Origin of the sequence: Amycolatopsis viridis, assembly GCF_011758765.1 — a bacterium.
In the GTDB taxonomy this organism is placed as follows: domain Bacteria; phylum Actinomycetota; class Actinomycetes; order Mycobacteriales; family Pseudonocardiaceae; genus Amycolatopsis_E; species Amycolatopsis_E viridis.
In genome coordinates, this window is record NZ_JAANOU010000001.1 from 4125009 (window position 1) to 4151428 (window position 26420).

29 protein-coding genes and 1 tRNA gene are annotated in these 26420 nt (G+C 71.3%); 8 read left to right on the top strand and 22 right to left on the bottom strand.

Going from position 1 to position 26420, the window contains the following annotated elements; all coding sequences use genetic code 11:
* Positions 1 to 59: 59 nt before the first annotated feature.
* Positions 60 to 488, bottom strand: coding sequence for a PPOX class F420-dependent oxidoreductase (locus tag FHX46_RS20305; protein ID WP_167117412.1), 429 nt, complete (start codon positions 486 to 488; stop codon positions 60 to 62).
* On the bottom strand, positions 485 to 1345 hold the full coding sequence (locus FHX46_RS20310) for an NAD(P)-dependent oxidoreductase (protein WP_167117415.1): 861 nt from the start codon (positions 1343 to 1345) through the stop codon (positions 485 to 487). Before FHX46_RS20310 ends, FHX46_RS20305 begins: the two co-directional genes overlap by 4 nt.
* 51 nt (positions 1346 to 1396) lie before the next feature.
* Here FHX46_RS20310 and FHX46_RS20315 point away from each other — a divergent pair, with 51 nt between their 5' ends.
* Positions 1397 to 1777, top strand: a complete 381-nt coding sequence (locus FHX46_RS20315) for a MerR family transcriptional regulator (RefSeq protein ID WP_167121589.1) — start codon at positions 1397 to 1399, stop codon at positions 1775 to 1777.
* 99 nt (positions 1778 to 1876) lie between these two features.
* On the top strand, positions 1877 to 2074 hold the full coding sequence (locus tag FHX46_RS20320; protein WP_167117417.1) for an antitoxin: 198 nt from the start codon (positions 1877 to 1879) through the stop codon (positions 2072 to 2074).
* A gap of 102 nt (positions 2075 to 2176) precedes the next feature.
* On the opposite strand, the gene FHX46_RS20325 is transcribed toward FHX46_RS20320, so the two are convergent.
* The 5 genes from FHX46_RS20325 to FHX46_RS20345 all read right to left on the bottom strand — a co-directional run bounded on the left by FHX46_RS20325 (position 2177) and on the right by FHX46_RS20345 (position 5425).
* The gene (locus FHX46_RS20325; protein WP_167117420.1) at positions 2177 to 2863 is read right to left on the bottom strand and encodes an alpha/beta fold hydrolase; all 687 of its coding nucleotides are present in this window, start codon (positions 2861 to 2863) and stop codon (positions 2177 to 2179) included.
* A gap of 96 nt (positions 2864 to 2959) precedes the next feature.
* Positions 2960 to 3367, bottom strand: a complete 408-nt coding sequence (locus FHX46_RS20330) for a hypothetical protein (RefSeq protein WP_167117423.1) — start codon at positions 3365 to 3367, stop codon at positions 2960 to 2962.
* Between the two features lie 520 nt (positions 3368 to 3887).
* Positions 3888 to 4298: a hypothetical protein gene (locus tag FHX46_RS20335; RefSeq protein ID WP_167117426.1), complete on the bottom strand. Its 411-nt coding sequence runs from the start codon at positions 4296 to 4298 to the stop codon at positions 3888 to 3890.
* Between the two features lie 130 nt (positions 4299 to 4428).
* Positions 4429 to 5022: a TetR/AcrR family transcriptional regulator gene (locus FHX46_RS20340; RefSeq protein ID WP_167117434.1), complete on the bottom strand. Its 594-nt coding sequence runs from the start codon at positions 5020 to 5022 to the stop codon at positions 4429 to 4431.
* A 190-nt stretch (positions 5023 to 5212) separates the two neighbouring features.
* Positions 5213 to 5425, bottom strand: coding sequence for a LuxR C-terminal-related transcriptional regulator (locus FHX46_RS20345; protein WP_167117437.1), 213 nt, complete (start codon positions 5423 to 5425; stop codon positions 5213 to 5215).
* 87 nt (positions 5426 to 5512) lie between these two features.
* On the opposite strand from FHX46_RS20345, the gene FHX46_RS20350 reads away from it, so the two are divergent.
* Complete coding sequence (locus FHX46_RS20350; RefSeq protein WP_167117440.1) at positions 5513 to 5905, top strand: hypothetical protein; 393 nt, start codon at positions 5513 to 5515, stop codon at positions 5903 to 5905.
* A 58-nt stretch (positions 5906 to 5963) separates the two neighbouring features.
* Here the strand turns inward: FHX46_RS20350 and FHX46_RS20355 are convergent, their stop codons facing one another.
* From FHX46_RS20355 to FHX46_RS20380, 6 genes are all read right to left on the bottom strand, one after another.
* On the bottom strand, positions 5964 to 6869 hold the full coding sequence (locus tag FHX46_RS20355; RefSeq protein WP_167117443.1) for a sugar phosphate isomerase/epimerase family protein: 906 nt from the start codon (positions 6867 to 6869) through the stop codon (positions 5964 to 5966).
* A 17-nt stretch (positions 6870 to 6886) separates the two neighbouring features.
* Positions 6887 to 7819, bottom strand: coding sequence for a multicopper oxidase domain-containing protein (locus FHX46_RS20360; RefSeq protein ID WP_167117445.1), 933 nt, complete (start codon positions 7817 to 7819; stop codon positions 6887 to 6889).
* Positions 7820 to 7843: 24 nt separating this feature from the next.
* Positions 7844 to 9466 (bottom strand): OmpL47-type beta-barrel domain-containing protein, encoded by a 1623-nt coding sequence (locus FHX46_RS20365; protein ID WP_208400220.1) that lies wholly within the window; start codon positions 9464 to 9466, stop codon positions 7844 to 7846.
* Between the two features lie 72 nt (positions 9467 to 9538).
* A complete protein-coding gene (locus tag FHX46_RS20370; protein WP_167117448.1) occupies positions 9539 to 13102 on the bottom strand; it encodes a ThuA domain-containing protein in 3564 nt (1187 codons plus the stop codon).
* 57 nt (positions 13103 to 13159) lie between these two features.
* Entirely contained in the window at positions 13160 to 13384 is a 225-nt protein-coding gene (locus FHX46_RS20375) for a helix-turn-helix domain-containing protein (protein WP_167097862.1), read from the bottom strand.
* Between the two features lie 211 nt (positions 13385 to 13595).
* Positions 13596 to 14447 (bottom strand): sigma-70 family RNA polymerase sigma factor, encoded by an 852-nt coding sequence (locus FHX46_RS20380; RefSeq protein WP_313886203.1) that lies wholly within the window; start codon positions 14445 to 14447, stop codon positions 13596 to 13598.
* Between the two features lie 92 nt (positions 14448 to 14539).
* On the opposite strand from FHX46_RS20380, the gene FHX46_RS20385 reads away from it, so the two are divergent.
* Together FHX46_RS20385 and FHX46_RS20390 are read left to right on the top strand one after the other, a co-directional pair.
* Positions 14540 to 15235 (top strand): nitroreductase, encoded by a 696-nt coding sequence (locus FHX46_RS20385; protein WP_167117451.1) that lies wholly within the window; start codon positions 14540 to 14542, stop codon positions 15233 to 15235.
* Positions 15236 to 15270: 35 nt separating this feature from the next.
* On the top strand, positions 15271 to 15867 hold the full coding sequence (locus FHX46_RS20390; protein WP_167117453.1) for a hypothetical protein: 597 nt from the start codon (positions 15271 to 15273) through the stop codon (positions 15865 to 15867).
* Between the two features lie 42 nt (positions 15868 to 15909).
* Here FHX46_RS20390 and FHX46_RS20395 read toward each other — a convergent pair whose 3' ends face one another.
* Entirely contained in the window at positions 15910 to 16152 is a 243-nt protein-coding gene (locus tag FHX46_RS20395) for a hypothetical protein (RefSeq protein ID WP_167097866.1), read from the bottom strand.
* A gap of 142 nt (positions 16153 to 16294) precedes the next feature.
* On the opposite strand from FHX46_RS20395, the gene FHX46_RS20400 reads away from it, so the two are divergent.
* Positions 16295 to 16367 (top strand) — tRNA-Asn (locus FHX46_RS20400).
* 265 nt (positions 16368 to 16632) lie between these two features.
* Here the strand turns inward: FHX46_RS20400 and lexA are convergent.
* From lexA to dnaG, 4 genes are read right to left on the bottom strand one after another with little or no spacing between them, the layout of a single operon-like run.
* Positions 16633 to 17292, bottom strand: coding sequence for a transcriptional repressor LexA (gene lexA, locus FHX46_RS20405; protein ID WP_167117457.1), 660 nt, complete (start codon positions 17290 to 17292; stop codon positions 16633 to 16635).
* 17 nt (positions 17293 to 17309) lie between these two features.
* Positions 17310 to 18065 (bottom strand): trans-aconitate 2-methyltransferase, encoded by a 756-nt coding sequence (locus FHX46_RS20410; RefSeq protein ID WP_167117460.1) that lies wholly within the window; start codon positions 18063 to 18065, stop codon positions 17310 to 17312.
* Positions 18066 to 18080: 15 nt separating this feature from the next.
* Positions 18081 to 18602, bottom strand: coding sequence for a hypothetical protein (locus tag FHX46_RS20415; RefSeq protein WP_167117463.1), 522 nt, complete (start codon positions 18600 to 18602; stop codon positions 18081 to 18083).
* Between the two features lie 3 nt (positions 18603 to 18605).
* Complete coding sequence (gene dnaG, locus FHX46_RS20420) at positions 18606 to 20492, bottom strand: DNA primase (RefSeq protein ID WP_167117466.1); 1887 nt, start codon at positions 20490 to 20492, stop codon at positions 18606 to 18608.
* A 51-nt stretch (positions 20493 to 20543) separates the two neighbouring features.
* Here dnaG and FHX46_RS20425 point away from each other — a divergent pair, with 51 nt between their 5' ends.
* Positions 20544 to 21488, top strand: a complete 945-nt coding sequence (locus FHX46_RS20425; RefSeq protein WP_167117469.1) for a sigma-70 family RNA polymerase sigma factor — start codon at positions 20544 to 20546, stop codon at positions 21486 to 21488.
* On the opposite strand, the gene FHX46_RS20430 is transcribed toward FHX46_RS20425, so the two are convergent.
* Together FHX46_RS20430 and FHX46_RS20435 are read right to left on the bottom strand one after the other, a co-directional pair.
* Positions 21448 to 22017, bottom strand: a complete 570-nt coding sequence (locus tag FHX46_RS20430) for a carboxymuconolactone decarboxylase family protein (protein WP_167117472.1) — start codon at positions 22015 to 22017, stop codon at positions 21448 to 21450. The two genes, FHX46_RS20425 and FHX46_RS20430, sit on opposite strands and share 41 nt — an antisense overlap.
* Positions 22018 to 22094: 77 nt before the next feature.
* Positions 22095 to 22487, bottom strand: coding sequence for a MerR family transcriptional regulator (locus FHX46_RS20435; protein WP_390622634.1), 393 nt, complete (start codon positions 22485 to 22487; stop codon positions 22095 to 22097).
* Between the two features lie 64 nt (positions 22488 to 22551).
* On the opposite strand from FHX46_RS20435, the gene FHX46_RS20440 reads away from it, so the two are divergent.
* Positions 22552 to 23454 carry an NAD(P)-dependent oxidoreductase gene (locus tag FHX46_RS20440; RefSeq protein ID WP_167117478.1) on the top strand — a complete coding sequence of 301 codons (903 nt, stop codon included), beginning with the start codon at positions 22552 to 22554 and terminating at the stop codon, positions 23452 to 23454.
* Here FHX46_RS20440 and FHX46_RS20445 read toward each other — a convergent pair.
* Together FHX46_RS20445 and FHX46_RS20450 are read right to left on the bottom strand one after the other, a co-directional pair.
* Positions 23451 to 25226 carry a YfhO family protein gene (locus FHX46_RS20445; RefSeq protein WP_167117481.1) on the bottom strand — a complete coding sequence of 592 codons (1776 nt, stop codon included), beginning with the start codon at positions 25224 to 25226 and terminating at the stop codon, positions 23451 to 23453. The genes FHX46_RS20440 and FHX46_RS20445 overlap by 4 nt on opposite strands.
* Before the next feature lie 3 nt (positions 25227 to 25229).
* Entirely contained in the window at positions 25230 to 26345 is a 1116-nt protein-coding gene (locus FHX46_RS20450) for a serpin family protein (RefSeq protein ID WP_167117484.1), read from the bottom strand.
* Positions 26346 to 26420 lie beyond the last annotated feature (75 nt).

Sequence of the window (26420 nt, forward strand, 5' to 3'; positions counted from 1 at the left end):
GCGCCGCGCGGGTACCGCACGAAGCGCGCATCGTGCGGTACCCGCGCACGCCCGCGGGATCAGCGGATCTTTTCGCCGTAGACGCGGTCGACCTTCAGCGTCATCAGCACCCGGCGGTCGGCGACCATCACCTGCCGGTACTCGTCCCAGTCCGGGTGCTCGCCCGCGGCGCGGCGGTAGTAGTCGACCAGCGCGCCGACCTCCGGGCCGTGCGGATCGGTGCCCGGTCCGGTGAGCGTCACCGTGCCCTCGGCGGTCGCCCACGCCCACCCGTCGGAGCTGGTGACCTCCAGCGCGGCCCGCGGGTCGCGGCGCAGGTTGCGCGTCTTGGCCCGGCCCTCGGTCATCGACACCAGCACCACCCCGGCCTCGCGGTCGTAGTAGGGCGTGACCGGCGAGAGGTGGGGCAGGCCGTTCGCCTTGATCGTGGCGAGGACGGCGATCCTGCTCTCGGCGAGCAACTGGTGCGGGTCGAAGGACGTGGTCATGATCGCTCCTTGTCGGGTGCCTGGAACTGCTCGATCACCGAAACGTAGCTGTCGCCGCCGTGTCCCGCCGCCACCGCGCGCCGCGCCAGCTCACGGGCGAACGCCGGCGGCCCGGAATCAACCCCGGCGGCCACGCTCTCCTGGACGACCTGGTCGATGGCGGCCAGGTGGGTGTCGAGGGTGGCGTCGACGGGCGGGTACCGGCCCTCGTCGATCTGGCGCGCATATCCGGGCAACCATGCGGCGACCGTCTCGATTCCCGCACCGGCGAACGGGACGAACGACTCCGCCGGCACCCCCGCGGCCCGCAGCAGGGCGGCGCTGTGCAGGAACCCGTTCAGGATGCCGTACATCAGGCCCAGCACGGCGGTCTCGTGCAGTGCGGCCAGGCCGGGGTCGTCGCCGAGGAAGGTCGCGGCGCCGAGGTCGCGCAGGAGGTGCTCGTGCTCGTCGAAGGCCGCGCGGTTTCCACTGTAGACGATCGCGGATGCGGGGGTGCCGATATCGGACGGGGCCGCCATGATGGCGCCGTCCAGGTAGCGGCCGTGGCGCGCGGCCGTCTCCCGCGCCTCCCGGGAAGCACCCGAGCTCAGGTTCACCACGACCCGGCCGTCCAGGTCCCCGGCGGCGTCGAGGACCTCCCGCACAGCCGCGGAGCCGGTGACGCACACGATCACGACCGGGCTCGCCGCAACCGCCTCCGCCACAGATCCGGCCACGACTGCCCCGGGGAGCGCGTCCGCCTTGCCAGGTGAACGGTTCCACACGGTGGTGGTGTGCCCGGCGCGCAGCAGCGCACCGGCGAGGGCCTGGCCCATGAGTCCCAGACCGAGAACGGTCACGGCGTGTTTGGTCATGGCACGATGGTGGACGTTCAGACCGGTGTGAAGGTCAAGGGAGGAACCAGGGTGCTGATCGGCGAACTCGGCAGGCGGACGGGTGTCAACACCCACCAGCTGCGCTACTACGAGGCCCAGGGCCTGCTGAAACCCACCCGGGGCGGCAACGGTTACCGCGAGTACGACGAGGACGCGGTGATGACCGTCACCCAGATCCGGCACCTGCTCGATGCGGGCCTGTCCACCGAGGAGATCGCGGTGCTGCTGCCGTGCGCCAGCGGAGCGGAACCGGAGCTGGAGCCGTGCGACGAGCTGGTGACCGTGCTGCGCGGACGGCTCGACGGGCTCGACGGGTACATCAGCGCGCTGTTGCGCGCCCGCCAGACCCTGCACGGTTACCTGGAGGCCGCGGAACGCCGGCTGGACGCGCGGCGGACCGCGGCGGTGTAGCCGTGCCGGCACCCCGGACGCGCGGGGTCCCGCGTCCGGGGGACCCGCCGTTTCCGCCCGGGCGTCCCGGGTACGCGAAACGGTGAGGAGGTAAGCGCCATGAACATGTTCGACAAGGCCAAGGACGCACTGAGCAAGAACCCGGACAAGGCCGACCAGGGCATCGACAAGGCCGCCGAGGCCGCGAAGGGCCGGTTCGGCGAGCACGGGGACCAGATCGACCAGGCGTCGGAGAAGGCCAAGGACTACGTGCGCGGACAGGGGCAGGAGCAACCGCCGCAACCGCCGCCGCAGTGACGCACGATCCCACCCGGTCGTCGCACGGGCCGGCCCCGCCTTACCGGCAGGGCCGGCCCGTCGCCATTCCGCACCTGGCGTGCGCGAACCCCCGCGGCCTGGTCAGGCCGCATCGGCCACCGCCGCGAGGAGCCTGGCGAGTTCGGCCGGCTTGGTGTGCATGGGCCAGTGGCCGGAGTCGATGTCGGCGAAGTCGAGGTGCTTGACGTTCGCGAGCTCGGCCACCTCACCGGCGTCGATCCACTTCCGCGCCTGGGCCGGGGTGAACTCGGGGCACACGACCACGACCGGCACGTCGAAGCGCCCCTCGTCGGTCAGCCGCACCACGCCCGTGGCGACCCCCTCGGGAACGGGAATCGCGGCGGCGGCGAAGGCGCGCCTGGCCTCCTCGTCCAGGTCCACCGAGTCCGGCTCCTCGAACGCGCCCCAGCCGGGGAACGGCAGGACGCCGTCCCGCACCTCGAAGAAGCTCGCGTAGGGCTGTCCGTCGGCGGCCGGGAAGCCCCCGACGAGGACAATGCCGGAAATCGCCTCCGGCCGGGCGTCGGCAGCCAGCCACGCGAGGGTGCACGCGGCCGAGTGCCCGACCACCAACGGCTTGCCCGCGGCGGAGTCCACCGCGGCGAGCACAGCCGCGACCTGGTCGTCGAGCGTGGCGGAAGAGGATCCGTCGCCCTGACCGGGCAGGGTCACCGGCACCGGACGATGGCCGAGCGACCGGAGCTCGGACGCGACCTCGTCCCAGGCCGATCCATCGAGCCACAGGCCGGCGATGAGCACGATGTCCATGCTCCACACCCTAGAGCCGACCCCTGACAATCTGTGTCAGGCTGAGGATGCACCTGGATTCTTCGCCGGGTCGGGCTGAAGCTCGGAGCGCGCAGATCAGTGACGGTCCCGGAAATCCCAGGTATTGCAGCCCCAGGCGCAACCCGTGACCGTGTACTTCTGCCCCCGCTTCAGCCTGTATTTGGCGCCATCCGAGGAGCTCTTCGTGTTACAAGCACCCTTTCCGCCTGGCGCCGTGAACCAGTACTGCGTGGTGTGCCCGTTTCCGGGGCCGACCCAGACTGTCGGGGTCTTACCGTCCGCTTTCGTGTCGCAGATCGAGACGACATCGCCGTATTCCTTCACGTAGATGGTGAAGTCACCGGACGACCCCTTCCAGACGTGGTCCCAGCTGCCCCCACCCGGCGGCAGCGGCGCGGCCGAGGCGGTGCCGTCGAAGGCCAGAGCTCCAAGTGCAGCAGCTGCCAAGGTCACTGCGGCACGCACGCCCTTGCGAGACTTCATCGGTTTTCCTCTCCGGTCGGAAGCGATGGCATACTGTAGCGTCTGGTGATCAAGCCAACAAGAGGATCGTTCAACGATCTGCTCACGTGAACGTACCGGAGCTGGAGGGCGGTATTGCGCCAGCACATGCTTCGGCCGGGTCGATCACCCCTTCACCTGAGCCGTGTCGGCACCGCGGGTGAGCAGGGTGTCCAGGTCAACCAGGCCGCGGTGCGAGGTGGCGGATTCGCCGGAGTGCGCGGCGAGCGCGACGGTGCCGGTCCTGGCCCGCTCACGCGAGGCGATGTGGGTGCACGGCCAATGGCCTGTTCATCTGGCCCGCTGCGCCCGCCGGACGATCCGCTCCCCCTGAGGTGAGGGCCGGACTCGTCCGGCGAGCGCCAGCGGCGCACGGACCAGCACGCAGGATGCCGGAACCGGCCGGCAGCTCACGGTCCCGCTGTCACCGTGCGCGCCGGGCCGGCGGCGAGACCCGAGCTCGCAGTCCGGCCCGGTCGAGCCGGAACTGCGAGCCCGTCAATCAGCGATTGTTCTTGAACTCCCAGCGACCGCATTTCATGTTGGCACACGCGTCGATCGTGATCGTCTGCCCCTCGGGAAGGTCCCATTTTCCACCCTGCAAAGCAGACCTGGAATCGCAGGTGCCCTTGCCGTCCTTCGCCCAGAACTCGTACCTCTGGATCTTCGAGTCCTCGGTGAACACCCGCAGGTGCGGCTTGAAACCGTCGGCCTTGGTGTCGCAGATCGAGATGATGTCCTCGTACACCTTCACGTAGACCTTGAAGTCGCCCGCCTTGCCCGTCCAGACGTAGTCCCAGCTGCCGCCGTCCGGCGGCAGCGGCCTCGCCGAGGCCGTGCCGTGCAGAGCCAGGACCCCCAGAACAGCGGACGACAACGCCACTGCGGCGCGCACGCCCCTGTGAAATTTCATTCGGATTTCCTTTCCTGTCGAGAGCGACGGCGCACTGTAGCGCTCGCTGCTCAACAGGGCAAAACGACCAAATCAAGCCAGAGGTGGGCGCAGGTGCGGGCGGAACCGGGCCCGGTCTCCGCGAGAGCGATCACGAGGCCGGGTAGAGGCGCCCCATCAGCTCCAGCACCTCGTCGATCATCTTGCGGGCCTTCGCCTTCGACGGCGCCGCCGCCACTTCACGGCCGGCTTCGGTGGCCATCGCCGTCAGGCTCAGCACCAGCATGTCGCTCAGCGGGCGCGTGTGGCCGTTGACCAGCGTCGAGTTGGCGTGCAGCCATTCCCGGAACCGCTGCCGCGTGAGCAGCCCGAACCCGGCCGGCCCGCTGCCGGACAGGAAGATCCGCGCCAGTTGCCGCTCCTCCCAGCACCCGTTCAGATAGGCCCGGGTGCCGGCGATGAACAGCCGCAGCGCGTCCTCCTCCCCCGCGGCCAGCGCGGTCCGGAACGCCCGCGCCGACCGGTGCTGCTGCCGCCGCGTGTACTCGTCGTACAGCGTGATCCACAGGTCCGCCTTGGCGGTGAAGTGGTGGTAGAGGCTGCCGATGCTCGCGCCCGCCCGCTCGGCGATGTCGACGAGCTTGGCGTCCTCGTAACCGGAGGCGACGAACACCTCGCGGGCGGCGTCGAGCAGCGCGGCCCGCGTGATCTGGGCTCGCGTGCTGCCGGTGGTGGCCTCGGTCATACCCCGATTGTGCCGGACCGCTCACCGCGCCCCGGGCCGGGCGTGCGGTGAGACCCGCCGGGACGGCGGCGGTCCGGCTTCGCCTGATCCACTATGGACGATCCCGGACGGGGTACGGCGGCGCAGCCGCGCCGGACGGGTGGCGGAACCGACGGCCTCGGCGGGCTACGCGGACCCTGCCCCGACCGGGCTAGATCATCTCCTGCCGGACGGCCCACACCACGGCCTGGATGGGAGTCGCCACGCCGAGGCGGTCGCAGATCCCCCGCACGCGGCGCCGCACCGTGCGCCCGGACAACCCCATCCGGCAGGCCACCTCGTCGGGCGACAGCCCCTCGGCCAGCAGGCGCAGCAGGAGCAGGTCGCTGCGTGGCAGCTCGATCGCCTCCGGCTCGTCTCCCACAACGAAATCGTGATCGTCGGGGCCGCGGCCGGTCAAGGGCGGAACGGGTGTTGACCTTCGAGCAGGTCGAGACCCCAGGCTGGGGTCATGAGCCGAGAGGAACTGACCCGGGCGTTGCAGGCGGAACCGGCGGAGGCACGACGGATCCTGGTGCGGGTGTGGGAGACGGGTTCACCGGTCGACCGGTGCGCGGCGGCGCACTGGCTCGCCGACCGGCAGGACTCCGCGCAGGAGGAGCTGAGGTGGGATCTGCGCGCGCTGGGGGCGGCACGGGCCGCGGAACCGGCGGAGGTGCGCGGGTTCTTCCCGTCGCTGCACCTCAACCTCGGTGACGTGTACCGCAGGCTGGGCGATCTTCCCCGCGCTCGCGAGCACCTGGCCGCGGCTCAGGCGGCGCTGGGCGCCCTCGCCGACGACGACTACGGGCGGATGATCCGCGGCGGGGTGGCCCGGCTGGCGGACCGGCTCGGACGGGGGTGACGGGCGCGAAGCCGCGTGGGGGTCCGGCCCGGCGTGCCCGCCGGGCCGGACCCGTCCCTCACCCCAGCCGGAGCGCCGCCAGGTAGTCGTGCATCCGGCCGGCCCGGGAATCGCTCAGCGGGTTGCTCTGGTCGTCGTTCTCGATGATGAACTCCCGCATGCCCAGCCGCGTCGCCGCGCCCAGGATGGTGCGGTAGTCGACCACGCCGGTACCGAGGTCGGCGAGGTTGCCGTTCGCGTCCAGGTCCTTCACGTGCGCCAGCAGCATCCGGCCCCGGTTGGCCCGCATCAGGTCGACGTTGTCCTGCGCGCTCAGGCCCGCGGCGGACGACCAGCCCATGTCCAGCTCCAGGTACAGCAGCGACGGGTCGGAACCGTCGAGGAGGATCTGGTAGAACGTGCGGCCGTCCGGGCCGTGGCCGAGGAACTCGCTGGTGTGGTTGTGGTACCCCAGCTTCATGCCTGCGCGCCGGATCTTCTCCCCGGCGCGGTTGAACGCCGGCCCGGCCGCGGCGAACCCCTCCGCGGTGTCCGGCACGCCGCCGGGGCACACGAGGTAGCGCTGCCCGAGGATCCGCCCCATCTCGATCAGCTGGTCCAGCCGCTCCGGGTCGGTGAACTCGGCGTACCCGTGGTGGCTGGACACCGCGCGCAGGCCGTATCTGTCCAGCAGGGGCCGGATCTGCCGCGCGTGCGCGGGGTCCGTGCCGCCGGGGAAACCGGCGAACTCCAGGTTGCGGTACCCGGCACGGGCCAGCGCGCGCAGCACCGCCTCCGGCTGGGACATGAACGCGTCCCGCACCGAGTACATCTGCAGCCCGATCTTGGTGTTCGGGATGCGACCGCCACCCGCGGCGGCCGCGGACCCGGTCCCGATCCCGGCCGCGGCGACCCCCGCCGCCGTCGCCGCCACCCCGCGCAGGAACCGCCGCCGATCCACGACGACGGGCGCACCACCACACATCTCGCTCCTCCTCCGGCTCAGTGCTCGTGCACGCCGTCCGGCAGGGTGCCGTCGGCGTTGCGGACCAGGAACATTCCGGCCATGCCCATGTCCGAGTGGTTCTGGACGTGGCAGTGGTACATCCACATGCCGGGGCCGACGCCCTCCCCGGCGATGACCTGGAACCCGAACGACAGGCCCGGGTTGAGGTCCTTGATGTCGATCAGCGGGCTGTTGTCGTACTCGGAGAGCCGGGTACCGGTGCGGTTGTCCAGCCAGCGGTGCCCGTGCAGGTGGAAGGTGTGGAAGTTGTTGCCGTGCCCGATCGCGATCCACTCCACCCGCTCGCCGAGGTTCGCCTCGAACGTCGGCACGTCGTTGCGTGCCCGGTTGTTGATCGTCATGTCGTTGAACACCACGACGAACTGGCGCCTGGGCAGCAGATCGCCGCGCCGCCGCACCACCAGTGCACCGTAGAGTCCTTTGAGGATTCCCTCGGTGCCGTGCTCGGTGCCCATCGCGTGGTCGTGGTAGTGCCAGTACCCGGCGCTGCCCTCGGCCCACGACCCGTCCGCCCGCCGGTAGGAGGTGTGGCTGCGCCAGGTGTAGCGGCGCGTCTGTCCCGGCATCACCGCGGAGTCGTTCATCAGCGTGCCGTCCGAGCGGACGTCGTAGTCGACGCCGTGCGGGTGCAGCGACAGCACCCGGTCGGTGGTGTTGACCAGGTCGATCTCGAGGGTGTCGCCCTCCCACATCTCCAGCACCGGACCGGGCACGGTCGCCGCGCCCGGTGCCAGCCCGTAGCCGTACAGCTGATCGGAGATCTTCTCGGCGTACACCGTCAGGCGCCGGGTCTCACCCTGCGGACGTGGCGGCGCGGCGGTCGCCACGCCGGGCACCGACACGGCCAGTCCGGCGGCTGCGGTGCCGAGCACGGCGCGGCGGGACAAACCGCGAGACTTGGGAAACATGAAGAATCCTTTCGCCGGAGGAAGTCACGCCATGCGCCGGTCAGCCGGCTGCTGCTCCTGCCGGGACGGACCGGTGGAGGACACGACGGTGAAGGTGACGGTGCCGGTCGCGCTGGTGTTGCCGGCCTGGTCGGTGGCCCGGTAGCGGACGGTGTGGGTGCCGAGGTGGTCGATGACGAACGGTTTGCGGTACCGGGTGAACGCGGAACCGTCCACAGAGTACTGGACACGGGCCACTCCGGACGCCTCGTCGGTCGCGATCAGGGTGACTGTCACCGGACCGAGGTAGTCCCACGACCAGTTCTGCGCACCGGCCAACTGCGCGGTGACGACCGGTGGGGTGACGTCACCGGCGGCGGCGATCGTGAACGAGGCCGTTTGCGCCGCGCTGGTGTTGCCGGCCCGGTCGGTCGCCCGGTAGTGCACCGTGTGCGTGTCGACAGCGGTGATGGTCACCGGCTGGCCGTAGCGGACATATCCGGCGCCGTCGAGGTCGTACTCGACCGACGCGATGCCCGATTCGGTGTCGGTGGCCGTCAGCACGAGAGTCGCCGTGCCGAGGTAGCCGCCCTGGGTGTTCTGCTCGCCGTCCAGCCGGGCGGTGACGAAGGGCGCGACCACGTCGCCGAGCGGGTCCACCCGGACCGTCAGCGTCTTCGGCTCGCTGGTGTTGCCCGCCTTGTCGGCAGCCCGGTAGGTCAGCGTGTGCGTGCCGGCCTGCAGGACGATCGGCTGGCGGTAGGTGAGGTACGCCCCACCGTCCACAGTGTACTCTACCCCCGCCACGCCGGATCCGGTGTCGGTGGCGGTGAGGGTCACCGTGGCACTGCCGGCGTAGTTCCCGGCGTCGTTGCGCTGACCCGCGACGCTCGCGGTCACCTGGGGCGGCGTGGTGTCCTCCGCGGGCGGCACGACATTGATCACCACGGTCTTCGGCTCGCTCGCGTTGCCCGCCCCGTCCGTGGCCCGGTAGTGCACGGTGTGCGCGCCGGGGGTGGTGATGGTGACCGGCGTGGTGTAGGGGCGGTAGGTGTCGTCGTCGAGTGTGTACTCGACCGTGGCGACGCCGGAACGGTCGTCGGTCGCGGTCAGGGTAACGGTGGCGCTGCCGACGTAGTTGCCGTTGCCGTCGGTCCTGCCCGCGACGGCCGCGGTCACCTCGGGCGGGGTCGTGTCCTGCTGGCCGCCACCGGTGGTGACGACCAGCTCGCCGCTCATCGTGTGCCCGGGCATCGCGCAGTAGTAGCGGTACCTGCCCGGGGTCAGGGTGACCGGCACCTGGTGCAGTCCGTGTTCGGCGTCCAGCGGGCTCGCGGTGATGTTGACGGCGACGTCGTGGTTGTAGCCGGGGGTGGACGTGTCGAAGGTCAGTGTGTGGGTCATGCCGGTCGTGTTGCCGGTGGCGGTGCTGTTTTCGAACACGATGGTCGCCGCGCCCGCGACGGCACTCGCCGGCGCCGAGGCGTAGGCGGTCATGCTGTCGTTCGCGGTCCAGGTGAGGACCTGTTCGGCGGTGGGGGTGACGTCGCCCGCCGTGACGGGCGCCGGGGAGGCGATCGCGGTGGTCGCCGTGGTCGCCGTGGCACCGGTGAGCAGGGACAGTCCCGCGATCCCGGTCACGAGCAGGCGGCGTGGGGAGACACGCATTGGTTTCCTTCTCCTCGCAAGGGTGGGATCCGGTGGCGCCGCCGTGGCGGCGCCACCGGGGAACGGGAGTGGCTACAGCTGCCGCACCCGGATGTTGCGGAACTCGATCACGTCCCGGTCGCTGTGGTTCTGCAACCCGATGAACCCGCTGAAGAACTGCCGCAGGTCCGTCGGCGGGTCACCGGCGCGCGAGGACTGCTTGCCGGGCGTGTTGTCGAACTCGTTGATCACCACGCCGTTGCGGATGATCGTGTAGTGCTGGCCGGTCACCCGCACCTCGTAGTCGTTCCACACGCCCTTCGGCGTCGGCATCGCCCGGTCCAGGCCCAGCTGGGAGAAGTTGTAGACCGAGCCGGTCTTCTGCGCGTCGCCCGCCGGGTTGTCGTTGATCTGGATCTCCTGTCCACAGTAGACCGCGACCCACGCCTGCGAGGTCCGCGCGGAGCCGACCGTGCCGCAACTGCCCGGCGGACGCTGCTCCAGTGGCGTGCGCGGATCGGGGAACCGGGTGAACACCCCGCTGTTCGCGCGGTCACCGGCCGGTGCGACGTCCCGGAACTGGAGCCGCACCGAGAAGTCGCCGAACGCCCTGCCGGAGTACCACAGCATTCCCATGCCGCCGGCGCTGTGCAGCGTGCCGTCGGGTTGCAGGTCGAACCGGCCGGCCGGCGCCTGGCTCCAGCCCGCCGTGGAGGTGCCGTCGAAGAGCCACTCGTAGCCCGTCGCGCCGGCCTTGCCCACCGCCGACGACGACGCCGCCCGGTTCAGCTGGTCGACCTCCTTGTCCGACAACAGGTTGACACCGCGCAGCTGCGTGGCCAGCCCGGACACGTAGGCGGTGAACGCGTCGTGACCCGGCCAGGGCCGCTCGTCGTCGAGCAGGTCGTTGATCGTGCAGCCGAGTCCGAGGTTGCGGTTGGGCACCGCGGTCTCGCCGTCCAGGATCCACACCCGCTGCCGGGCGTCCGGAGCCGGGCAGCTCACGGTCACCGGCAGGCGCGCGGTGGCCTTCGCACCGTCGGCGTAGGTGACCTCCAGCGTGGCGTCGTAGGTGCCGCCGCGCAGGTAGGTGTGCTTCGGGTTGGCCTCGGTGGAGGTGGCACCGTCACCGAAGTCCCATCGCCACGCGACACCGCCGGCCCTGGCACCGCTGAACGCCATGGTCATCGGACCGGCCTGCGTGGTGGTCCCCACCGTCGCCGCGTCCGGCGCCGGGGTGGCCGCCCCGCCGTGGTAGGTGATGCGCAGCAGCTTCTGGTTCGGGTCGAGGCTGAAGAACCCACCCGCATAGTCCAGCAGGTACAGCGCGCCGTCCGGGCCGAACTTGGCGTCCATCCAGCTCTGCAGGCCGGTGTCGCCACCGCCGCCCTTGATGATCTGCCGCAGGTCCTCGGCGAACGCCGGCGCGCCCTGCGCGGGCACCCGGGCCGGGTCCAGCGTCACCGCGATCCGGTTGTTGCCGTTGGACTCGTCACCGATGAACCACTTGTCCTCCCAGTACGCCGGCCACGCGACCCCGCTGCCGGTGTTCACCTCGGCGCGGTGGAAGGTCGGGCCGGACATCACGGCCTGGCCGCCACCCTTGAGGTAGGGCTCGGTGTAGGTCGCGTCGGACTGGACGTAGGTCGGCACGCCGCTGCCGTCGGCGCGCGCCGGGTAGACCGGGCCACCGCCCTGCGGCGAGTACCAGATCGCGTTGTCCCGCGCCGGCGGGATGTCCACCAGGCCGGTGTTGCGCGGCGAGGTGTTCTTCAGGTCGCCGCAGTCGTACCAGCCGGTGAGGACGCTCGCGTCGGTGTCGCTGCGGTCGCGGTAGGGCTGCCGGTTGCCCATGCAGTAGGGCCAGCCCTGGTTGCCCGCCGACGTGATGACCGTGGCCGTCTCGTACTTCGCGGGTCCCAGATCGGGGCTGGGGGCGCCGGCGTCCGGGCCGACCCAGCCCGCGGTCAGCCAGTCGTGCTGCTTGTCGATGGCCAGCCGGGCGATGTTGCGCACGCCCATCACGTAGATCTCCGGCCGGGTCTTGCCGCCGCCCTGCTCGGCTCCGGTGAACAGGTTGCCCGGCGGGATCGTGTACGTGCCGTCCGGCTCCGGGTGGATGCGCAGGATCTTGCCGTTGAGGTCGTTGGTGTTGCCCGACGTGCGGCGCGCGTCCTGGAACGAGGTGCCCTGGTACTCGGCCGTCCAGTTGTTGCCGGAGTAGCCACCGGAACCGCCGGAGGAGTTGTTGTCACCGACGCCGACGTAGAGGTTCCCGGCCCGGTCGAACGCCATGCCGCCACCGGCGTGGCAGCAGCTGTGGATCTGGGCGTCCCAGTGCAGCAGATCCTTGCGGGTGGACTGGTCGATGGTCTGCCGCGCGGCGTCGTAGGTGAACCGGGACACCGTGCGCTGGCCGATCCGCTTCGCCCGGTCGATGGAGTCGTGCGGCATCCAGTAGACGTAGATCCAGCCGGTGCGGGCGAAGTCCGGGTCGAGCGTGATCCCGACCAGGCCCTCCTCGTTCTTGACCAGCTCGTCACCGCTGCCGCGGTTGCCCATCACGGCCAGCGTGGTGAGGAGCTTGACCTGCTTGGTCTTCGGGTCCCACCGGTGGATCGTGCCGCAGCCCAGACCCACGTTCGGATCGGTCCAGTCCACGACCGGTCCGGACGGGCAGGCGGCCTTGCCGATGTAGAACACCGTGCCGTCGGGGGCGATGGTCAGGCCGTGCGGCTCGCCGATCTGGTCCAGCTGCCCGGGCTGGTTCTTCCCGGTGAGCCGTTCCACGGTGTAGTTCGAGGCGATCGTGGCCTTGCAGTCGCCGCGCACCATGCCGGTGGTCCAGCGGATCGCGCCGAGCAGGTGGCCGCGGAAGAGCTGGTCGGTGGTGTAGCTCTCGGTGGTGCGGCCCATCCCGGTGTAGAAGGAGCGGCCGCCGGAGTAGTCCCGGCACCACGACACCGGGTGGAAGGCGCCGTTGGCGCCCTGTCCCGCCTGGTACTTCCACTCCTCCACCTGCGCGATCGTGTGCACCTGGCCGACCGGGTTCGGGCTCCAGTTCAGCCACTGGTCGGAGCGGGTCCAGTTCAGCGGCAGCCCGGCGCTGGCGGGATGCTGCCGGTCGGTCACGTCGACCACGGCCTGCTGGACGGTGTCCGGGCCGGCGGCCGGCCGGGTGCCGATCAGCCCGGTGAACCAGTCCGATGTGGACTGTGCGCGGGCCGCGTCGTGGACGCCGACGAAACCGTTGCCCGCGGCGACGAACGCCTTGAGCGCGTCCTCCTGCGCGGCGCTGAGCGTCACCGAGTCGGCGGAGAGGAACACCACGCCCCGGTAGCGGGCCAGGTTGGCGGCGGTGAACGCGGCCGGGTCCGCCGACACGTCGGCCTGGAACCCGCCGGTGCGGCCGAGGTCCTGGATCGCCGCGGCGGCCGTGTTCACCGGGTCGGCCTGCCGGTCGGAGGGGCCGTGGAACACCAGGACCCGCACCGGTTTCACGGCCTGCGCGGCCGGTTGCGGGGCGGGCCCGGGCGCCGGAGCGGCGAGCGCGGGCGCCACCGGCACGGCGGTCAGCAGGACCAGCCCGCACAACTGGGCCAGTGCCCGCCGGAGTCTCGAAGTTCTGGATCGGTTCGGTTGACGTCTGTGCCGCATACCATCCCTCGCCTGGAGTTCGGTGTTTCCTGGGCTCGCGGGGTTCTCCCGCTCGGGTCAGATGAGCCTGCGCCGCGCGGCCCAGACCACGGCCTGGATCGGGGCGTGCACGGCCAGCCGGTCGCAGATCCGCCGGATCCGGCGCTGCACCGTGCGGTTGGACAGGTTGAGCCGCCGGGCGACCGCGTCGATCGGCAGGCCGTCGGCGAGCAGGGCGAGCACCGCGAGTTCCTCGGCCGCGAGATCGGGTGCTCTGAGGGGTTGGTCGAGCGTGGCGGTCACTTCCCGCCTGCCCGAAGGCCGGCCGGCAGCGTGATTCGGGATCGGATCAGCATTGATCTCTGCCCTCCCAGCAGCGGGCGATTGATGCACTGGGAAACTAACCACTTCTGCGCACGGTAGGAAGATGTTTGTCGCGAATTGGCCACTAGAACGCCGCGCGCAGGAAGAAGTGACTCCGTTCGGACCACAACGTTCGGCGGGGGTCGCGGACTCACCCAGCGAGGGCCAGCTCCAGCTGGGCGAGCCGGCCGGGATCCGCGATCAGCCGGTAGCCGGTGATCCGTTCCCCGCCGATGGTGAACGTGAGGACGAGGCGCAGCCGCCCGCGCGGGGCGATGACGATGCCGACCGCACCGTCGACCAGGGCCAGGTCGGCCCACCGCGCACTGCGACCGAACACCGCGATCTCCTCGGCCACGCGGGACGCGCCCCGCACCTCAGCGGGACGGCCCGGGGCGAGCGCGCGCCCGTCGGCGCTGCGCACCACGTCGGGGTCCAGCACCCGCAGCACGGCCTCGACGTCGCCGGCTCGCACGGCGGCGAGGAAAGCGGCCACGACGCGCCGTTGCCGGTCGAGGTCGGCACCCGGCGCGGCGGGCCGCCCGCGCACCTTCTGCCGGGCGCGGCTGGCGAGCTTCTTGGTAGTCGCCGTGGTCCGGCCGACGACCGGGGCCACCTCCTCGAACGGCACGGCGAACAGGTCGTGCAACACGAACGCGACCCGTTCGGCCGGGCTGAGCCGGTCCAGCACCACCAGCAGCGCACGACCCGCCGAATCGGCCAGCACGGCCTCCTCCGCGGGCTCGCCGCCGTGCGCGGCGACGGGCAGGTCGTGCCCGGCCGGCTCCTCGCGCCGGTTCTCCCGGGCGCGCAACGTGTCCAGGCACAACCGCGACACCACGGTCGTCAGCCACGCACCCAGGTTGTCGATGCGCCCGGCGTCCACACGAGCGAGCCGCAGCCACGCCTCCTGCACCACGTCCTCGGCGTCGCTGTGTGAGCCCAGCATCCGGTACGCGACCGCCCGCAACCGTTCGCGGTGTGCCTCGAAACCCTCGTTCACCGGTCACCTTTCCCCGTCACCCGTCGTCGACACAGTAGGGACGGTGATCGACCGGGCGGCGGGGCCGCGGACAGTGTAGGAGGCCGGGACGGGTGGATGTGTACCAGGCAGTCGCGAGCAGGCGGGCGGTGCGCCGCTTCAGCAACGAGCCGGTGGAGCGGGAGGTGCTCGAACGGGTGCTCGCCGCGGCTTCGCGGGCACCGTCGGGCGGCAACCTGCAACCGTGGCACGTCTACGTCGTCACCGCCGCCGCGCTGGCCGAGCTGAAGGCACGGACCGGAGCGCGTGCGGCCGCCGGTGACGAGGGCGACGAACGGCAGTACCCGATGTACCCGCCGCGATTGCGGTCACCCTACCGGGAGCGCCGCGACGCCGCTGCCGCGCAGCGCTACGCCGCACTCGGCGTGGAGCGCGGGGACCGGGAGGCACGCCGCCGCGCCGTGGCCCGCAACTGGGACTGCTTCGGCGCGCCCGCCGCGTTGTTCTGCTACCTCGACCGCGACATGGGGCCTGCGCAGTGGGCCGATCTCGGCATGTACCTGCAGACCGTCATGCTCCTGTTGCGCGCCGAAGGTCTGCACAGCTGCCCGCAGATGGCCTGGTCGGTCTACCACGCCACAGTCGCGGAGATCGTCGCGCCGCCGGAGGAGCAGGTCCTGTTCTGCGGCTTGTCGATCGGCTACGCCGCCGCAGGCGGTGCGCAGGTGGGCCGGGCTCCCCTGGCGGAAACGGTCACCTTCGTCGAACGGGCGCCGCGGCTCGAGGTGGGCGACGGGGAGGACCGGTAACCTGACGGCGAGCCCGGCGATCTGGGGGGGAAGCCATGGGAGCGCGGCACTACTTTCGGAACGAGCGCCGCACGTTCGCCGCGATCGGACTAGCCCTGCGGGGCCGGAAAGCGCTCACCGGCGACGCCGTCGCCCTGCCGTACTCCGGCGCGCAGCGCTCGTTCCTGGTCGTGTTCGCGGTGGTCACGGTGGTCGAGGGGCTGCTGTTCGCGCTCGTGGAGTTCGGGCCGGCGGTGCACGTCGTGCTCGCGGTCCTCGAGGTGTACTCGCTGCTACTGGTGCTCGGCCTGCTGTGCTCGGCGACGGTGTACCCGCACTCCGTGTCCCCGCGCGAGGTGCGCGTGCGGCACGGCGCGCACCTCGACGTACCGGTCCCGGTGACGGCCATCGCCGCGGTCCGCGCCCGCAGCGAGGACCACTCCGGGAAGCGGGCACTCACTCTCGAGGACGGCACGTTCACCGTGGCGCAGTCCTGGCAGACGAACGTCGTCCTCGAACTGCGGCACCCGGTTACCGTCACCCGCCCGCTCGGCCGCACCGGCGAGGCCCGGGTGATCAAGTTCTACGCCGCCGATCCGCGGGCCGCCGTGGCCGCGATCGAGGAGGTCACGCAGCGCCGGCGGGCGCGGTGACCGGGCCAAGGAAGGCCCACCGGTGGCCTCCCCCCGGGTCCGCTACGCCTGGGTCACCTTCGGTTCGCGAGCCCGGTACCCGTCCGGCCCGCTGTGCGAGCGCGTGAACGGCAGACGTCCGCCCACCTTCTCGCCGACCTTGGCGCGGACGAACCCGGCCGCACCCTGGACGGCCGGGTGGTCGGCGACCGCGCGGTAGGTCCGCACGATCTGCTCGTACCGCGCACGACCGGCCCGAGCGCCGAGCACGTACCCGACGCCCGCGCCGAGCAGGAAAGTCTTCATGCGCGCCTCCTGGTGTCTCCGCCTCGATCACCATTGTCCCCCAATCCCCGGGCCGGTGCCGGGGGGTGCTTGCAGAGGGCGATCGCCCATCAGCTAAAGTTCTGTCCCGTCAGCCCGGAGCGATCCGGGCGCGGCAGAGCATTCCCCTGTAGCTCAATTGGCAGAGCATTCGGCTGTTAACCGAAGGGTTGTTGGTTCGAGTCCAACCGGGGGAGCTTCCACCCCAGGTCGACGACCTGGGGTTTTGTGTTGTCAGGAACTCTGTACCCCTGACCCGTCAGAAACCCGCCACTTTCACTCGGCGAACACAGCCCAACGGGCCGCCTGGACGAGCTGGACACCCGTGCTGCGCATCGACGGGATCGAGAACCTTGGGAACTTTCACGGGTCAGCCGAGACGGGCTTCCCATCCACGCAGTGTGAATGCAGTCCGGTCGCCTGCACGGCGAAGGAGCGCCCGGCGCCGTCGACCCGCCGGGCTCACACGCTGCGCAGCACCGACACCACGGCGCCGAGGATCACGGCCCGGTCCCCGTCGATCACCTCGTACGCCGGGTTGCGGGGTTCGAGGTAGACGTGCCCGTTGCGGCGCCGGTAGACCTTCACGGTGGCCTCGTCGTCGATCATCGCGGCGACGATCTGGCCCGAGTGGGCCTCCGACTGCTGGCGCACCACCACGATGTCGCCGTCGCAGATCGCGGCGTCGATCATCGAGTCGCCGCGCACCCGCAGGCCGAACACCGTGCCGCGGCCGGTCAGTTCGCGCGGCAGGGTCAGGGTGTCGTCCATGTGCTCGATCGCCGAGATCGGCGTGCCGGCCGCGATGTCGCCCACCACGGGCACCGGCACCGAATCCTCCGCCGCGGAACCTCCTGGCGACGCCAGGAAGGCCCGCACGTCGATCGGGCGGGACATCGTCGCGCTGCGGCGCAGGAAACCCTTTTCCTCCAAGGCCGCCAGGTGCTTCGACACCGACGACGAGGACCGCAGCCCGACCGCCTCCCCGATCTCCCGCGTGTTCGGCGCGTACCCGTAGCGGTTCACCCAATCGCGGATCGCGACGAGGATGCGCTGCTGCCGCTCCGGCAGCGCCGACGGGTCCAGGTGCTCGAACAGGTCAAGATCGTCGTAGGAGGCCACCCGCAGAGGGTAAGGGCTCACACCCGCGCCACCGCGAACACCCGCCGGAACGGGAACCACGTCGTCCCGTCCGCACGCGGCGGGTACGCCTCGGTCAGCATCGGCGCCAGCTGCGCCCGGAACCGCTGCCACTCGTCGTCGTCGAGCACGGCCCGCACCGGGCGCAACGCCGTCCCGGTGATCCACTCCAGCACGGCGTCCGGCCCGCTCAGCCGCTGGACGTACGTCGTCTCCCAGACATCCACCGCACACCTGGCGTCGGCGAGCAGGTCCGCGTACTCGGCGGGCGAGGAGACCGCGTCCTCGCCGCGCAGCACCCCGTGCAACGCCGGCCACTCCGGACGGGACGCCAGTTGACGGGTGAGCACGTGCGACGGCGAGCCCATGTTGCCCGGCACCTGCATCGCGAACCACGCGCCGGGCGGCAACGCCGCCACCCACCGGCGCAGCAGAGCCCGGTGCTCCGGCACCCACTGCAGCACGGCGTTCGTCACCACGACATCGCTGTCCGGAGCCGGCATCCAGTCACGCACGTCCGCCACCCGCGCGTCGACCCCGGCCGCGCGGGCCTGCGCCACCATCTCGGGCGAGCTGTCCAGCGCCTCCACCACCGCGTCAGGCCACCGCTTCGCCAGCGACACGGTGAGGTTGCCGGGCCCGCAACCCAGATCGACCACGCGGCGCGGCGCGACGGCGTCGATTCGCCCGATCAGGTCGTAGAAGGGGCGGCCCCGCAGGTCCGCGTAGTCGAGGTACTTCGCCGGATCCCACACAGTACGAGCGTACTGCTATGCCGGGGGTGGCGCCAGCTTCTCCGCGGCCTCCCGCGCGATCGCGGCGACGACCTCGGGATCCACCCCGGGATCCGGCCGCGCCTGCAGCACCACCCCGTCCCGCCCAGGCAGCTTCCGCTGGACGAACCACACCCCGCCGCTGGCCAGCTCCGCGCGGTGCCGCGCCCGGATCGACCCGTCCACGCGCTGCCGGACCAGCCACGGCACCTTGCCCGGCCGCGGCAGCTCGAACCGCACCGCCGCCCGGTCGCGCAGCACCACGGCCGGCCCCGCGGTGCCGGTCTCGTCGGCTTCGGTGACCGCCAGCGTCCCGTCGCCCCAGGTCGCCTTGCTGATCAGGTGCCAGCCGATCCGCCGCGCGCCCGCCCCGTCCGGGACCCACAACCCCAGCTCGGTGACGACGAGATACCCGCCGCCGCGCACCGGCGCCGAACCGATCGCGTTCTCCGACTCCGCCAGCCGGCCGGGGAAGTCCTCCGGCAGCGGGTCGCCGATGAGCCGCCGCAGCCACCGCACGCGCTAGTCCATCCCGCCGATCGCCTGGACCTTGAGCGCCTTGCGGTACTCCTCCAGCGCGACGAGGTCCCCGAACAGGGCCCGGTAGTCGTCAGCGGCCTCGATCGGCGACAGCCGCTGCAGCCGCGACTTGATCTCCGCGATCTGCCGTCCCACCAGGTTCTCCTGCACCGCGGCGATCATGCTGCCGATGTAGCGCCCGTCGGCCTCGCCCTTGGCGCGCAACGGTTCCACCGCCAGCTCCGACAGCAGCGACCGCACCGGGCCCTCCGGCGTGTACGGGCTCGCCGCGTCGATCAGGCCCGGTCCGGCCAGCCCGCTGCTCGTGCCCCCCGCCTTGAGCACCGCCCGGTGCACGGCCACATACGCCGGATGGGTGAACGCCTCCTCGGGCAGCGCGTCGTACTCCGGGCCCGCGTACGCCGGTTCCTGCAGCGCCGCCTTGAGCACCTCGCGCTGCGCCATCAGCCGCGGGTCGTTCGGGTCCGGCCGTGGCACGTCCGCGACTGCGGTGCCGTTGACCCGCTGCGCCGGCCTGCGCCCGTTGCCGCGCACCGCCCCGCCCGCGCTCTCGCGCACCCGGCGCACCACCATGGCCTCGTCCTGCCAGCCGACCCACCACGACAGCTTGGTGGCGTAGCCGTCCCGCTTCGCGCGGTCCTTGATCTGCGCGACCAGCGGCACGGTGCGCTGCAACGCGGCGACCTGACCGTCGACGGAGTCCAGGTCGTACTCCTTGAGGATGCTGCGGATCGCGAACTCGAACAGCGGCGTCCGGCGGGCCACCAGGTCCCGCACCGACGCCTCGCCCTTCGCGAGCCGCAGGTCGCACGGGTCCATGCCGTCCGGGGCGACCGCGATGTAGGTCTGCCCGGCGAAGGTCTGCTCCCCCTCGAACGCCTTCAGCGCCGCCTTCTGACCCGCCTCGTCGCCGTCGAACGTGAAGATGATCTCGCCGCGGAACGCGTCGTCGTCCATCAGCAGCCGGCGCAGCACCTTCATGTGCTCCTCGCCGAACGCCGTGCCGCAGGAGGCGACCGCCGTGGGCACCCCGGAGGCGTGCATGGCCATCACGTCGGTGTAGCCCTCGACGACGACGACCTGGTGCCGCTTGGCGATCTCCCGCTTGGCCAGGTCGAGCCCGAACAGCACCTGGGACTTCTTGTAGATCGGGCTCTCGCTGGTGTTGAGGTACTTGGCCTGGATCGGGTCGTCGTCGAACAGCCGCCGCGCACCGAACCCGACGACGTCGCCGCCGAGGTCGCGAATCGGCCACACCAGCCGCCGGTGGAACCGGTCGATGGGGCCCTGGCGGCCCTCCTTGACCAGCTGGGCCTTGAGCAGCTCGGTGAGCTCGAAACCGCGGTTGAGCAGGTACTTCGTCAGCTTGTCCCAGCCGGCCGGGGCGTAGCCGCAGCTGAACGTGCGGGCGGCGGTCTCGTCGAAGCCGCGCTCGGCGAGGAACTCGCGAGCCTTCTGCGCCTCCGGCGTGCGCAGCTGCTCGGCGTAGAACTCGGCGGCCGCCTTGTGCGCCTCGACCATGCGGGTGCGGGTGCCGCGGTCGCGCTGGACGCTGCCCCCGCCGCCTTCGTAGGTGAGGCGGAACCCGACGCGGTCGGCCAGCCGCTCGACCGACTCGACGAAACCGAGGTGGTCGATCTTCATCACGAACTTGATGACGTCGCCGCCCTCGCCGCAGCCGAAGCAGTGGAAGGTGCCGTGCGTGGGGCGGACGTTGAACGACGGGGTCTTCTCGTCGTGGAACGGGCACAACCCCTTGAGCGCTCCCCCGCCGGCGTTGCGCAGGGCCACGTAGTCGCCCACGACCTCGTCGATCCGGTTGCGCTGGCGAACCTCCGCGATGTCACTTTCCCGGATCCGGCCTGCCACGACGACCAGTCTAGTGACCACGGGCCGCGCCTCGTGCGGCACACTCGATCCGTGAGCACGCTCGACGGGGTGGCCGAGGAGTTCGCGGCGCTGCGCCCCCACCTGACGGCCGTGGCGTACCGGCTGACCGGATCGGTGAGCGACGCCGAGGACGCGGTCCAGGAGTCGTGGCTTCGACTGTCCGCGCTGGACGAGCCGAAGCGCGCGCGGATCGTGGACCTGGGTGCCTGGCTGACGACGGTCGTCGGGCGGATCTGCCTCGACCGGCTGCGGTCGGCCGCGGTGCGGCGCGAGAAGTACGTCGGGCAATGGCTGCCCGAGCCGATCGTCACCCCGCTGAGCGCGCCGGCCGGGGACGACCCGCTGGAGGCCGCCGTGCGGGACGAAGGGGTGCGGATGGCGGCGATGGTCGTGCTGGACCGGCTCACGCCGGAGCAGCGGGTGGCGTTCGTGCTGCACGACGCCTTCGCGGTGCCGTTCGACGAGATCGCGGACATCCTGGGCGTCACCACCGCGACGGCGCGTCAGCACGCCTCCCGGGGGCGCCGCGCGCTGGACGAGGCGCAACCGCCGCCCCGGGCGGACCTGGCCGAGCAGCAGGAGGTGCTCGACCGGTTCATGCGGGCACTCGCCGCCGGGGACGTGCGGGCGGTGGCGGAGGTGCTGCACCCCGACGTGGTGCTCATCGGCGACAGCGGCGGCAAGGCCAAGACCGCCGTGCAGATCGTCACCGGCGCGGACAAGGTCGCCCGCTTCTTCCTCGGGCTGCTGCGGCTCTACCGCCCGAGCGCGCTCACCGCGGGCCGTCCGGTGCTGGTCAACGGCGACCTGGGGGCGTACACCCCGCCCGATCCCGGCGGCGACGGCTACCGGCCGCTGCAGGCGCGCCTGCAAACCTTCACCGTGCGGGACGGGCGGATCGCCGCGATCTACGACCAGGCCAACCCGGACAAGCTCACCCGGGTAGCGGAACCCGGCACGCCTCCCCGGACGTGAACCCCTGGTCGGTGATGCCGAGCGCGCTGTTGGTGCGGCCGCGCTGGTTCTCCAGGGCGATCAGGTAGGTGAGCTCGACCAGCCCCGCCCGGCCGAACTCGCGTTCCAGCTCGGCGACCTGCTCGTCGGTGACCGCGACCGGGGTCTCCGACATCGCGTCCGCGTAGGCCAGGGCGAGGCGTTCCGGACGGGTGTAGAGCTCCGAGGTGGCGTAGTCGTCGATGTGCTTCAGGCGCTCGATGTCCAGGCCCTCGTGCTTCTGCAGCATGGTGCCGAAGTCGACGCACCACGAGCAGCCCAGCCGCACGGCCGTCCGGTACTGGGCGAGCTCGCGCACGCTCACCGGCAGGTGCTTGACCGCCCGGTCGACGAGCAGTTCGTGGATCCCGCTCGCGCGCATCAGGGCCGGCTGGTGCGCCGAGACGGCGAACGGCTCGGGCACGGCGCCGAACCGCTTCTTCGCGTAGCGGTACAGGAGCTTGGTCAGGGGGCCGGCGTCCTTCGCGGACACCGCGGGAATGCGGGGCATCTCGTCCTCCTTCGTGGTCCTACCGAAAGGACGAGACGGCGTGGCGAGACGTGACACGTCGCCCCTGCCGCGCCGGATCAGGCGGCCCCGCTCGCGTAGCAAACCTCCGGGTCGTCGGTCACGGCCGGCGCGGTGGCGGCGATGATGGCGTCCAGCTTGCCGCGTGCGGCCAGCAGGCCCGCCACCGCCTCGTCGATCCGTTCGCGCTCCCGGTTCAGGTCGGGCAGCAGACCGGAGCACCCGGGCGCCAGGATCTGGCCGTCGTCGATCATGCAGGGCAGCAGTTCCGCGATGGTGGCGGTGCTGAGGCCGGCCGCGAGGAGCATGCGGATGCCCCGGACCGTGGCGACGTCCGCTTCGGTGAACTCGCGGTAGCCGCTCGGCCGCCGCGACGGCGTGAGCAGCCCCTGCTCCTCGTAGTAACGCAGGAGCCGCTGGCTGACCCCCGTCCGGCGGGAGAACTCTCCCATGCGCATATGACGACCACCACGTTCCGTTGACTCTCTCATCGGTGTGAGACCGCAGTCTATTCGCATGACGAACGACCAATCAGCAAGCGCGCGACAGGCGCCCGTCACCGTCGTCGGCCTGGGTCCCATGGGCCTCGCCCTCGCCGGCACGCTGCTGGACCACGGCCACCGCACGACCGTCTGGAACCGCACCCCCGGAAAGGCCGATCACCTCGCGTCCAAGGGCGTCCGCCCCGCGGCGACCGTCGCCGAGGCGGTGACTGCGAGTCCGGTCACGATCACGTGCCTCAAGGACTACGACACCATGTTCGAGGTCTTCGACTCCGCCGGCGACGCGCTGCGTGGGCGGGTCTTGGTGAACCTCAACTCCGGTACCCCGAAGGAGGCGCACGCGGCAGCCGGATGGGCGGCCGAGCGCGGCGTGTCGTATCTGGACGGTGCGATCATGGTGCCGCCACCGATGGTGGGGCAGCCCGGATCCGTCTTCCTCTACAGCGGTTCGCGGGAGGTGTTCGACGAGCACCGCGCCACGCTGGCGAGCATGGGCGATCCCCGGTACCTCGGCGCCGATCCCGGCCTGGGCGTGCTGTACAACACCGCGCTGCTGGAGATGATGTACGCCACCATCAACGGGTACCTGCACGCCACCGCGTTGGTCGGCTCGGCCGGGGTGTCGGCGGTGGAGTTCGCCGAACTGGCCATCGGCTGGTTCCTGCCCGCGGCGCTGGGCCCGATGCTCGCCGCGGAGGCCCCCGTCCTGGACGAGGGCGACTACCCGGGGGATCTCGGCACCTTGGAGATGAACCTGAACGCGCTGGAGCACATCGCCCGCACCGCCGAGGAGCGGGGCGTGCACACCGATCAGCCGCGCCTGATGCGGGAGATCGCGGCACGGGCGATCGCGGACGGACACGGCGGCAAGAGCTACCTGGCGGTGTACGAAGTCTTCAAGAACGCGGCAAGCTAGCGGCGCAGGGCGCGGACATCCCAAACCCAGACGCCGTCGACGAAGCGGGCCGGGGCGCCGATGAGCTGCTCCACCGTCTGGCGCAGCGCGGTGCCGTTGGCGACCGGAGCCAGCACCACCGCATCGGCCTGCCAGTACTTCAGATCCTTGATCGCCTGGGCGCGCTGCGCACTCGTCACCTCCGGAACCTCGCCGCTGTTCCGGACCCGGACCAGCAGTTCCTCGGTGGGCCGTTTCACCGCGCCGTACCGGCCGCGCCTGTCGTCCGGTCCGGTCGGGCCGACGAAGTACCCGCCGGCCAACGGGAAGCCGAGCCCGGCCCTCACCTGCCAGTGCAGCCCGCGGGCGTCAGCATCGTTGGGCAGCGGCACCACCACCACCGAACCGGTCCCGACATGGGGCCGCCACGCCCCGTTCGTGAAGAACGCCGGCGTGTCCGGGCGGAGAGTGGTCTTCAGCGGCGTCGGCGCGACCGGGATCAGCACCGCAGCGAGGGCTACCAGCCACAGGAACCGCACCAGCAGATCCCGGTCGCGCAAGCTCGGCGCCGCCCGGAAGACGCGTTCGGTGGCGATCGCCAGCAGTGCGGCGATGGCCGGGATGCAGCCGATCGCCAGCCGTGACTCGATCAGCGAGTTGAACAGCGGCTGGTTGAACAGCAACTTCCACGGGCCGGGGATTCCGGTCTCCCGGTGGTTGACGACGATCTGGATACCCAGTGACAGCCAGGCCATCAGGAACATCGAGATCGCGATGGCGCGCGCCAGGACGTTACGCCACAACCAGACGGTCAGCACCACCATCAGGATGATGAGCGGCCAGCCGAAGAACGCGTTCTCCTCGGTCCGGTTCATCGACACGTCCGCGGCCGCCTGCGGCGCGCCCGCGATCGACTCCGTCGCGAAGCGGGTGAGAGCGGCGGTGTCGTTGCCGACCCGGCCGTGCTCGATCCTGTCGTAGCTCTGCGGCCCGAAGAACTGCCACCACAGCGGGTAAATCGTGATCACCACGGCGATGACCGCGGCGATGGCCAGCCCGCCGGCCATCGGTTTGACCATCCGCAGCGCCGCGCGGGGCCGCGACACCGCGTACCCGGCGGCGAACAGCACGAACGCCATCATCATGATCAGCAACGGTTCCGCGCCCAGGAACACCTGGTAGCCGAGCATCAGGCCGAGGACGATGCCGTCGCGCACCGGACGGCGGCCCTGCGCGAGGCGGATCAGCCGCAGCACGATGAACGGGATCAGGAACAGCACCACGAAGTTCGGGTGCGCGTTGCCGTGCGAGACCATCGCCGGCGCGAACCCGCAGAAGGCGGCACCGATCGCGGCGGCCGTGCGGGAACCGACCAGGTGCCGGGAGAACACCCAGTACCAGGCGATCGCGGTGCCGGCGAGGCCACCGGTGAGCGCGATCGCCCAGGTGGCGGTCGGACCGAACAGCTGGGTGATCGGCGAGAGCGGGATGCCCAGGCCGAGCATCGCCGTGTTGGCCATCATGTTGACGCCGGCCGGGAAGTTCTGCAGGTCGCTGAAGAGCGGGTTCTCCCAGTGGAAGACGGCGTGCGCGGTGACCGCGAAGAACCACTCCCACATGTTCTGGTCCTGCATGCTGTTGGTCATGTAGCCGCCGCGGCCAAGGTTGGTCCACAAACCCGCGTAGATCACGAACGCGGCGACGGCGTAGCAGCCCATCACCAGCGCATCCGCGCGGGTGAACCGGCGGCGTCCTCCTCCGGCCTCGGGCACGTTTTCGGGCGCCACCGTCAACCCTCAAGGTTCGACAACGCGGGTGAAAAAGTAGAAAACACCGGTCGCCGCATGCCGTACGAGGAGCAGGAAAGGCCGGTCCACCCGTACCTCGACCGGGTCGGCCGGTTTCACCAGCGACAGGGTGCGGATCATGACCGCGGTGGCCGCGGCGCCCTCGAGGCCCTGCTCGTCGAGCCTGAGCACGGACTGGTGCTGCACGGCCGAGACGTGCGCGCGCGGGTCCGCGGTGAGACGGCTCAGCGGGGCTGATCCCGCTGCGAAGAGCGTGCGCACGCCGAGCTGCCGGAGCGCTCCGGTGAGGTCCGCCGGGCGGTTCAGGTCGATCTTCGGCAGGCGCAGGTCGACCTGGACCGGCCGGAGCGCGGCGAGCAGGGTGGTGAGCTGGTCGGGGCCCAGGTCGGGCTCCTGATCCGCGAGGTCACCGTCGGGCAGCAGGACGGTGGCGGTGACGCCGCCGGCGCCGGGCAGCTCGACGACCTGCCAGCCGTCCCGGTGCGCGTAGCCGAGGCGCTCGGACTGGCGCATCATGCGTACCCGGCGAGGGCCGCCCGGGCTGTGGAACTGCTCGTCGCGGGTGTTCGCGGCGCGGAACGGGTGCTGCCAGGCGACCTTGAGGTAGAGGGCGTTGACCAGGCTGGCGACGGTGTCCGCGTCGACCGATCCCGGGGGCAGCAGCTCCGGGATGAGATTCCGAGTGGTCTCGGCGACGTCGGCGTTGATGGCGCGGCGGGCGGCGTCGGGGTCGGCGACGAACGGCGCGGTGCGGGTGGCCGCCCCCGGCCACCCGGCGAGGTCGGTGCGGAAGCCGTCGTGGACGGGCAGCCGGTCCCAGACCCAGAGCGTGTTCGCGACGGCGAGGAGCGGGTCCTCCTGGCGTGTGCGGTTGTGGAGGATGGCGGCGGCGCGGAGCAGGTCGGCCTGCTTGGCGATGTCCGGGTCGCCGCCGGTGAGCAGCTGGAGCAGCTCGTCGGCGGCCGGTCCCCCGGCGGCTTGCGTGGCCAGCCCCAGTGCGCTGGCGATCGAGTAGGGCGAGACGACCGAGTCGCGCCCGCCTCCGGCGACGGCCCGGTGCACCGCGAGGCTGAAGCGCAGATGCTCACGTTCCGGCGTGGTCACGTTCCCGACGCTACCCGCCGGGTGGCGAGCTTTCCGGGGAAGCGCCGCCCGGCCCCACCGTGTGGGGGGCGGGCG

What these genes read in the sequence shown, in the direction of transcription:
- FHX46_RS20305 (WP_167117412.1), bottom strand. Translation starts at nt 488, where the DNA reads ATGACCACGTCCTTCGACCCGCACCAGTTGCTCGCCGAGAGCAGGATC.
- FHX46_RS20310 (WP_167117415.1), bottom strand. Translation starts at nt 1,345, where the DNA reads ATGACCAAACACGCCGTGACCGTTCTCGGTCTGGGACTCATGGGCCAG.
- FHX46_RS20320 (WP_167117417.1), top strand. Translation starts at nt 1,877, where the DNA reads ATGAACATGTTCGACAAGGCCAAGGACGCACTGAGCAAGAACCCGGAC.
- FHX46_RS20325 (WP_167117420.1), bottom strand. Translation starts at nt 2,863, where the DNA reads ATGGACATCGTGCTCATCGCCGGCCTGTGGCTCGATGGATCGGCCTGG.
- FHX46_RS20330 (WP_167117423.1), bottom strand. Translation starts at nt 3,367, where the DNA reads ATGAAGTCTCGCAAGGGCGTGCGTGCCGCAGTGACCTTGGCAGCTGCT.
- FHX46_RS20335 (WP_167117426.1), bottom strand. Translation starts at nt 4,298, where the DNA reads ATGAAATTTCACAGGGGCGTGCGCGCCGCAGTGGCGTTGTCGTCCGCT.
- FHX46_RS20340 (WP_167117434.1), bottom strand. Translation starts at nt 5,022, where the DNA reads ATGACCGAGGCCACCACCGGCAGCACGCGAGCCCAGATCACGCGGGCC.
- FHX46_RS20350 (WP_167117440.1), top strand. Translation starts at nt 5,513, where the DNA reads ATGAGCCGAGAGGAACTGACCCGGGCGTTGCAGGCGGAACCGGCGGAG.
- FHX46_RS20355 (WP_167117443.1), bottom strand. Translation starts at nt 6,869, where the DNA reads ATGTGTGGTGGTGCGCCCGTCGTCGTGGATCGGCGGCGGTTCCTGCGC.
- FHX46_RS20360 (WP_167117445.1), bottom strand. Translation starts at nt 7,819, where the DNA reads ATGTTTCCCAAGTCTCGCGGTTTGTCCCGCCGCGCCGTGCTCGGCACC.
- FHX46_RS20365 (WP_208400220.1), bottom strand. Translation starts at nt 9,466, where the DNA reads ATGCGTGTCTCCCCACGCCGCCTGCTCGTGACCGGGATCGCGGGACTG.
- FHX46_RS20370 (WP_167117448.1), bottom strand. Translation starts at nt 13,102, where the DNA reads ATGCGGCACAGACGTCAACCGAACCGATCCAGAACTTCGAGACTCCGG.
- FHX46_RS20390 (WP_167117453.1), top strand. Translation starts at nt 15,271, where the DNA reads ATGGGAGCGCGGCACTACTTTCGGAACGAGCGCCGCACGTTCGCCGCG.
- FHX46_RS20395 (WP_167097866.1), bottom strand. Translation starts at nt 16,152, where the DNA reads ATGAAGACTTTCCTGCTCGGCGCGGGCGTCGGGTACGTGCTCGGCGCT.
- FHX46_RS20430 (WP_167117472.1), bottom strand. Translation starts at nt 22,017, where the DNA reads ATGCCCCGCATTCCCGCGGTGTCCGCGAAGGACGCCGGCCCCCTGACC.
- FHX46_RS20435 (WP_390622634.1), bottom strand. Translation starts at nt 22,487, where the DNA reads ATGGGAGAGTTCTCCCGCCGGACGGGGGTCAGCCAGCGGCTCCTGCGT.
- FHX46_RS20440 (WP_167117478.1), top strand. Translation starts at nt 22,552, where the DNA reads ATGACGAACGACCAATCAGCAAGCGCGCGACAGGCGCCCGTCACCGTC.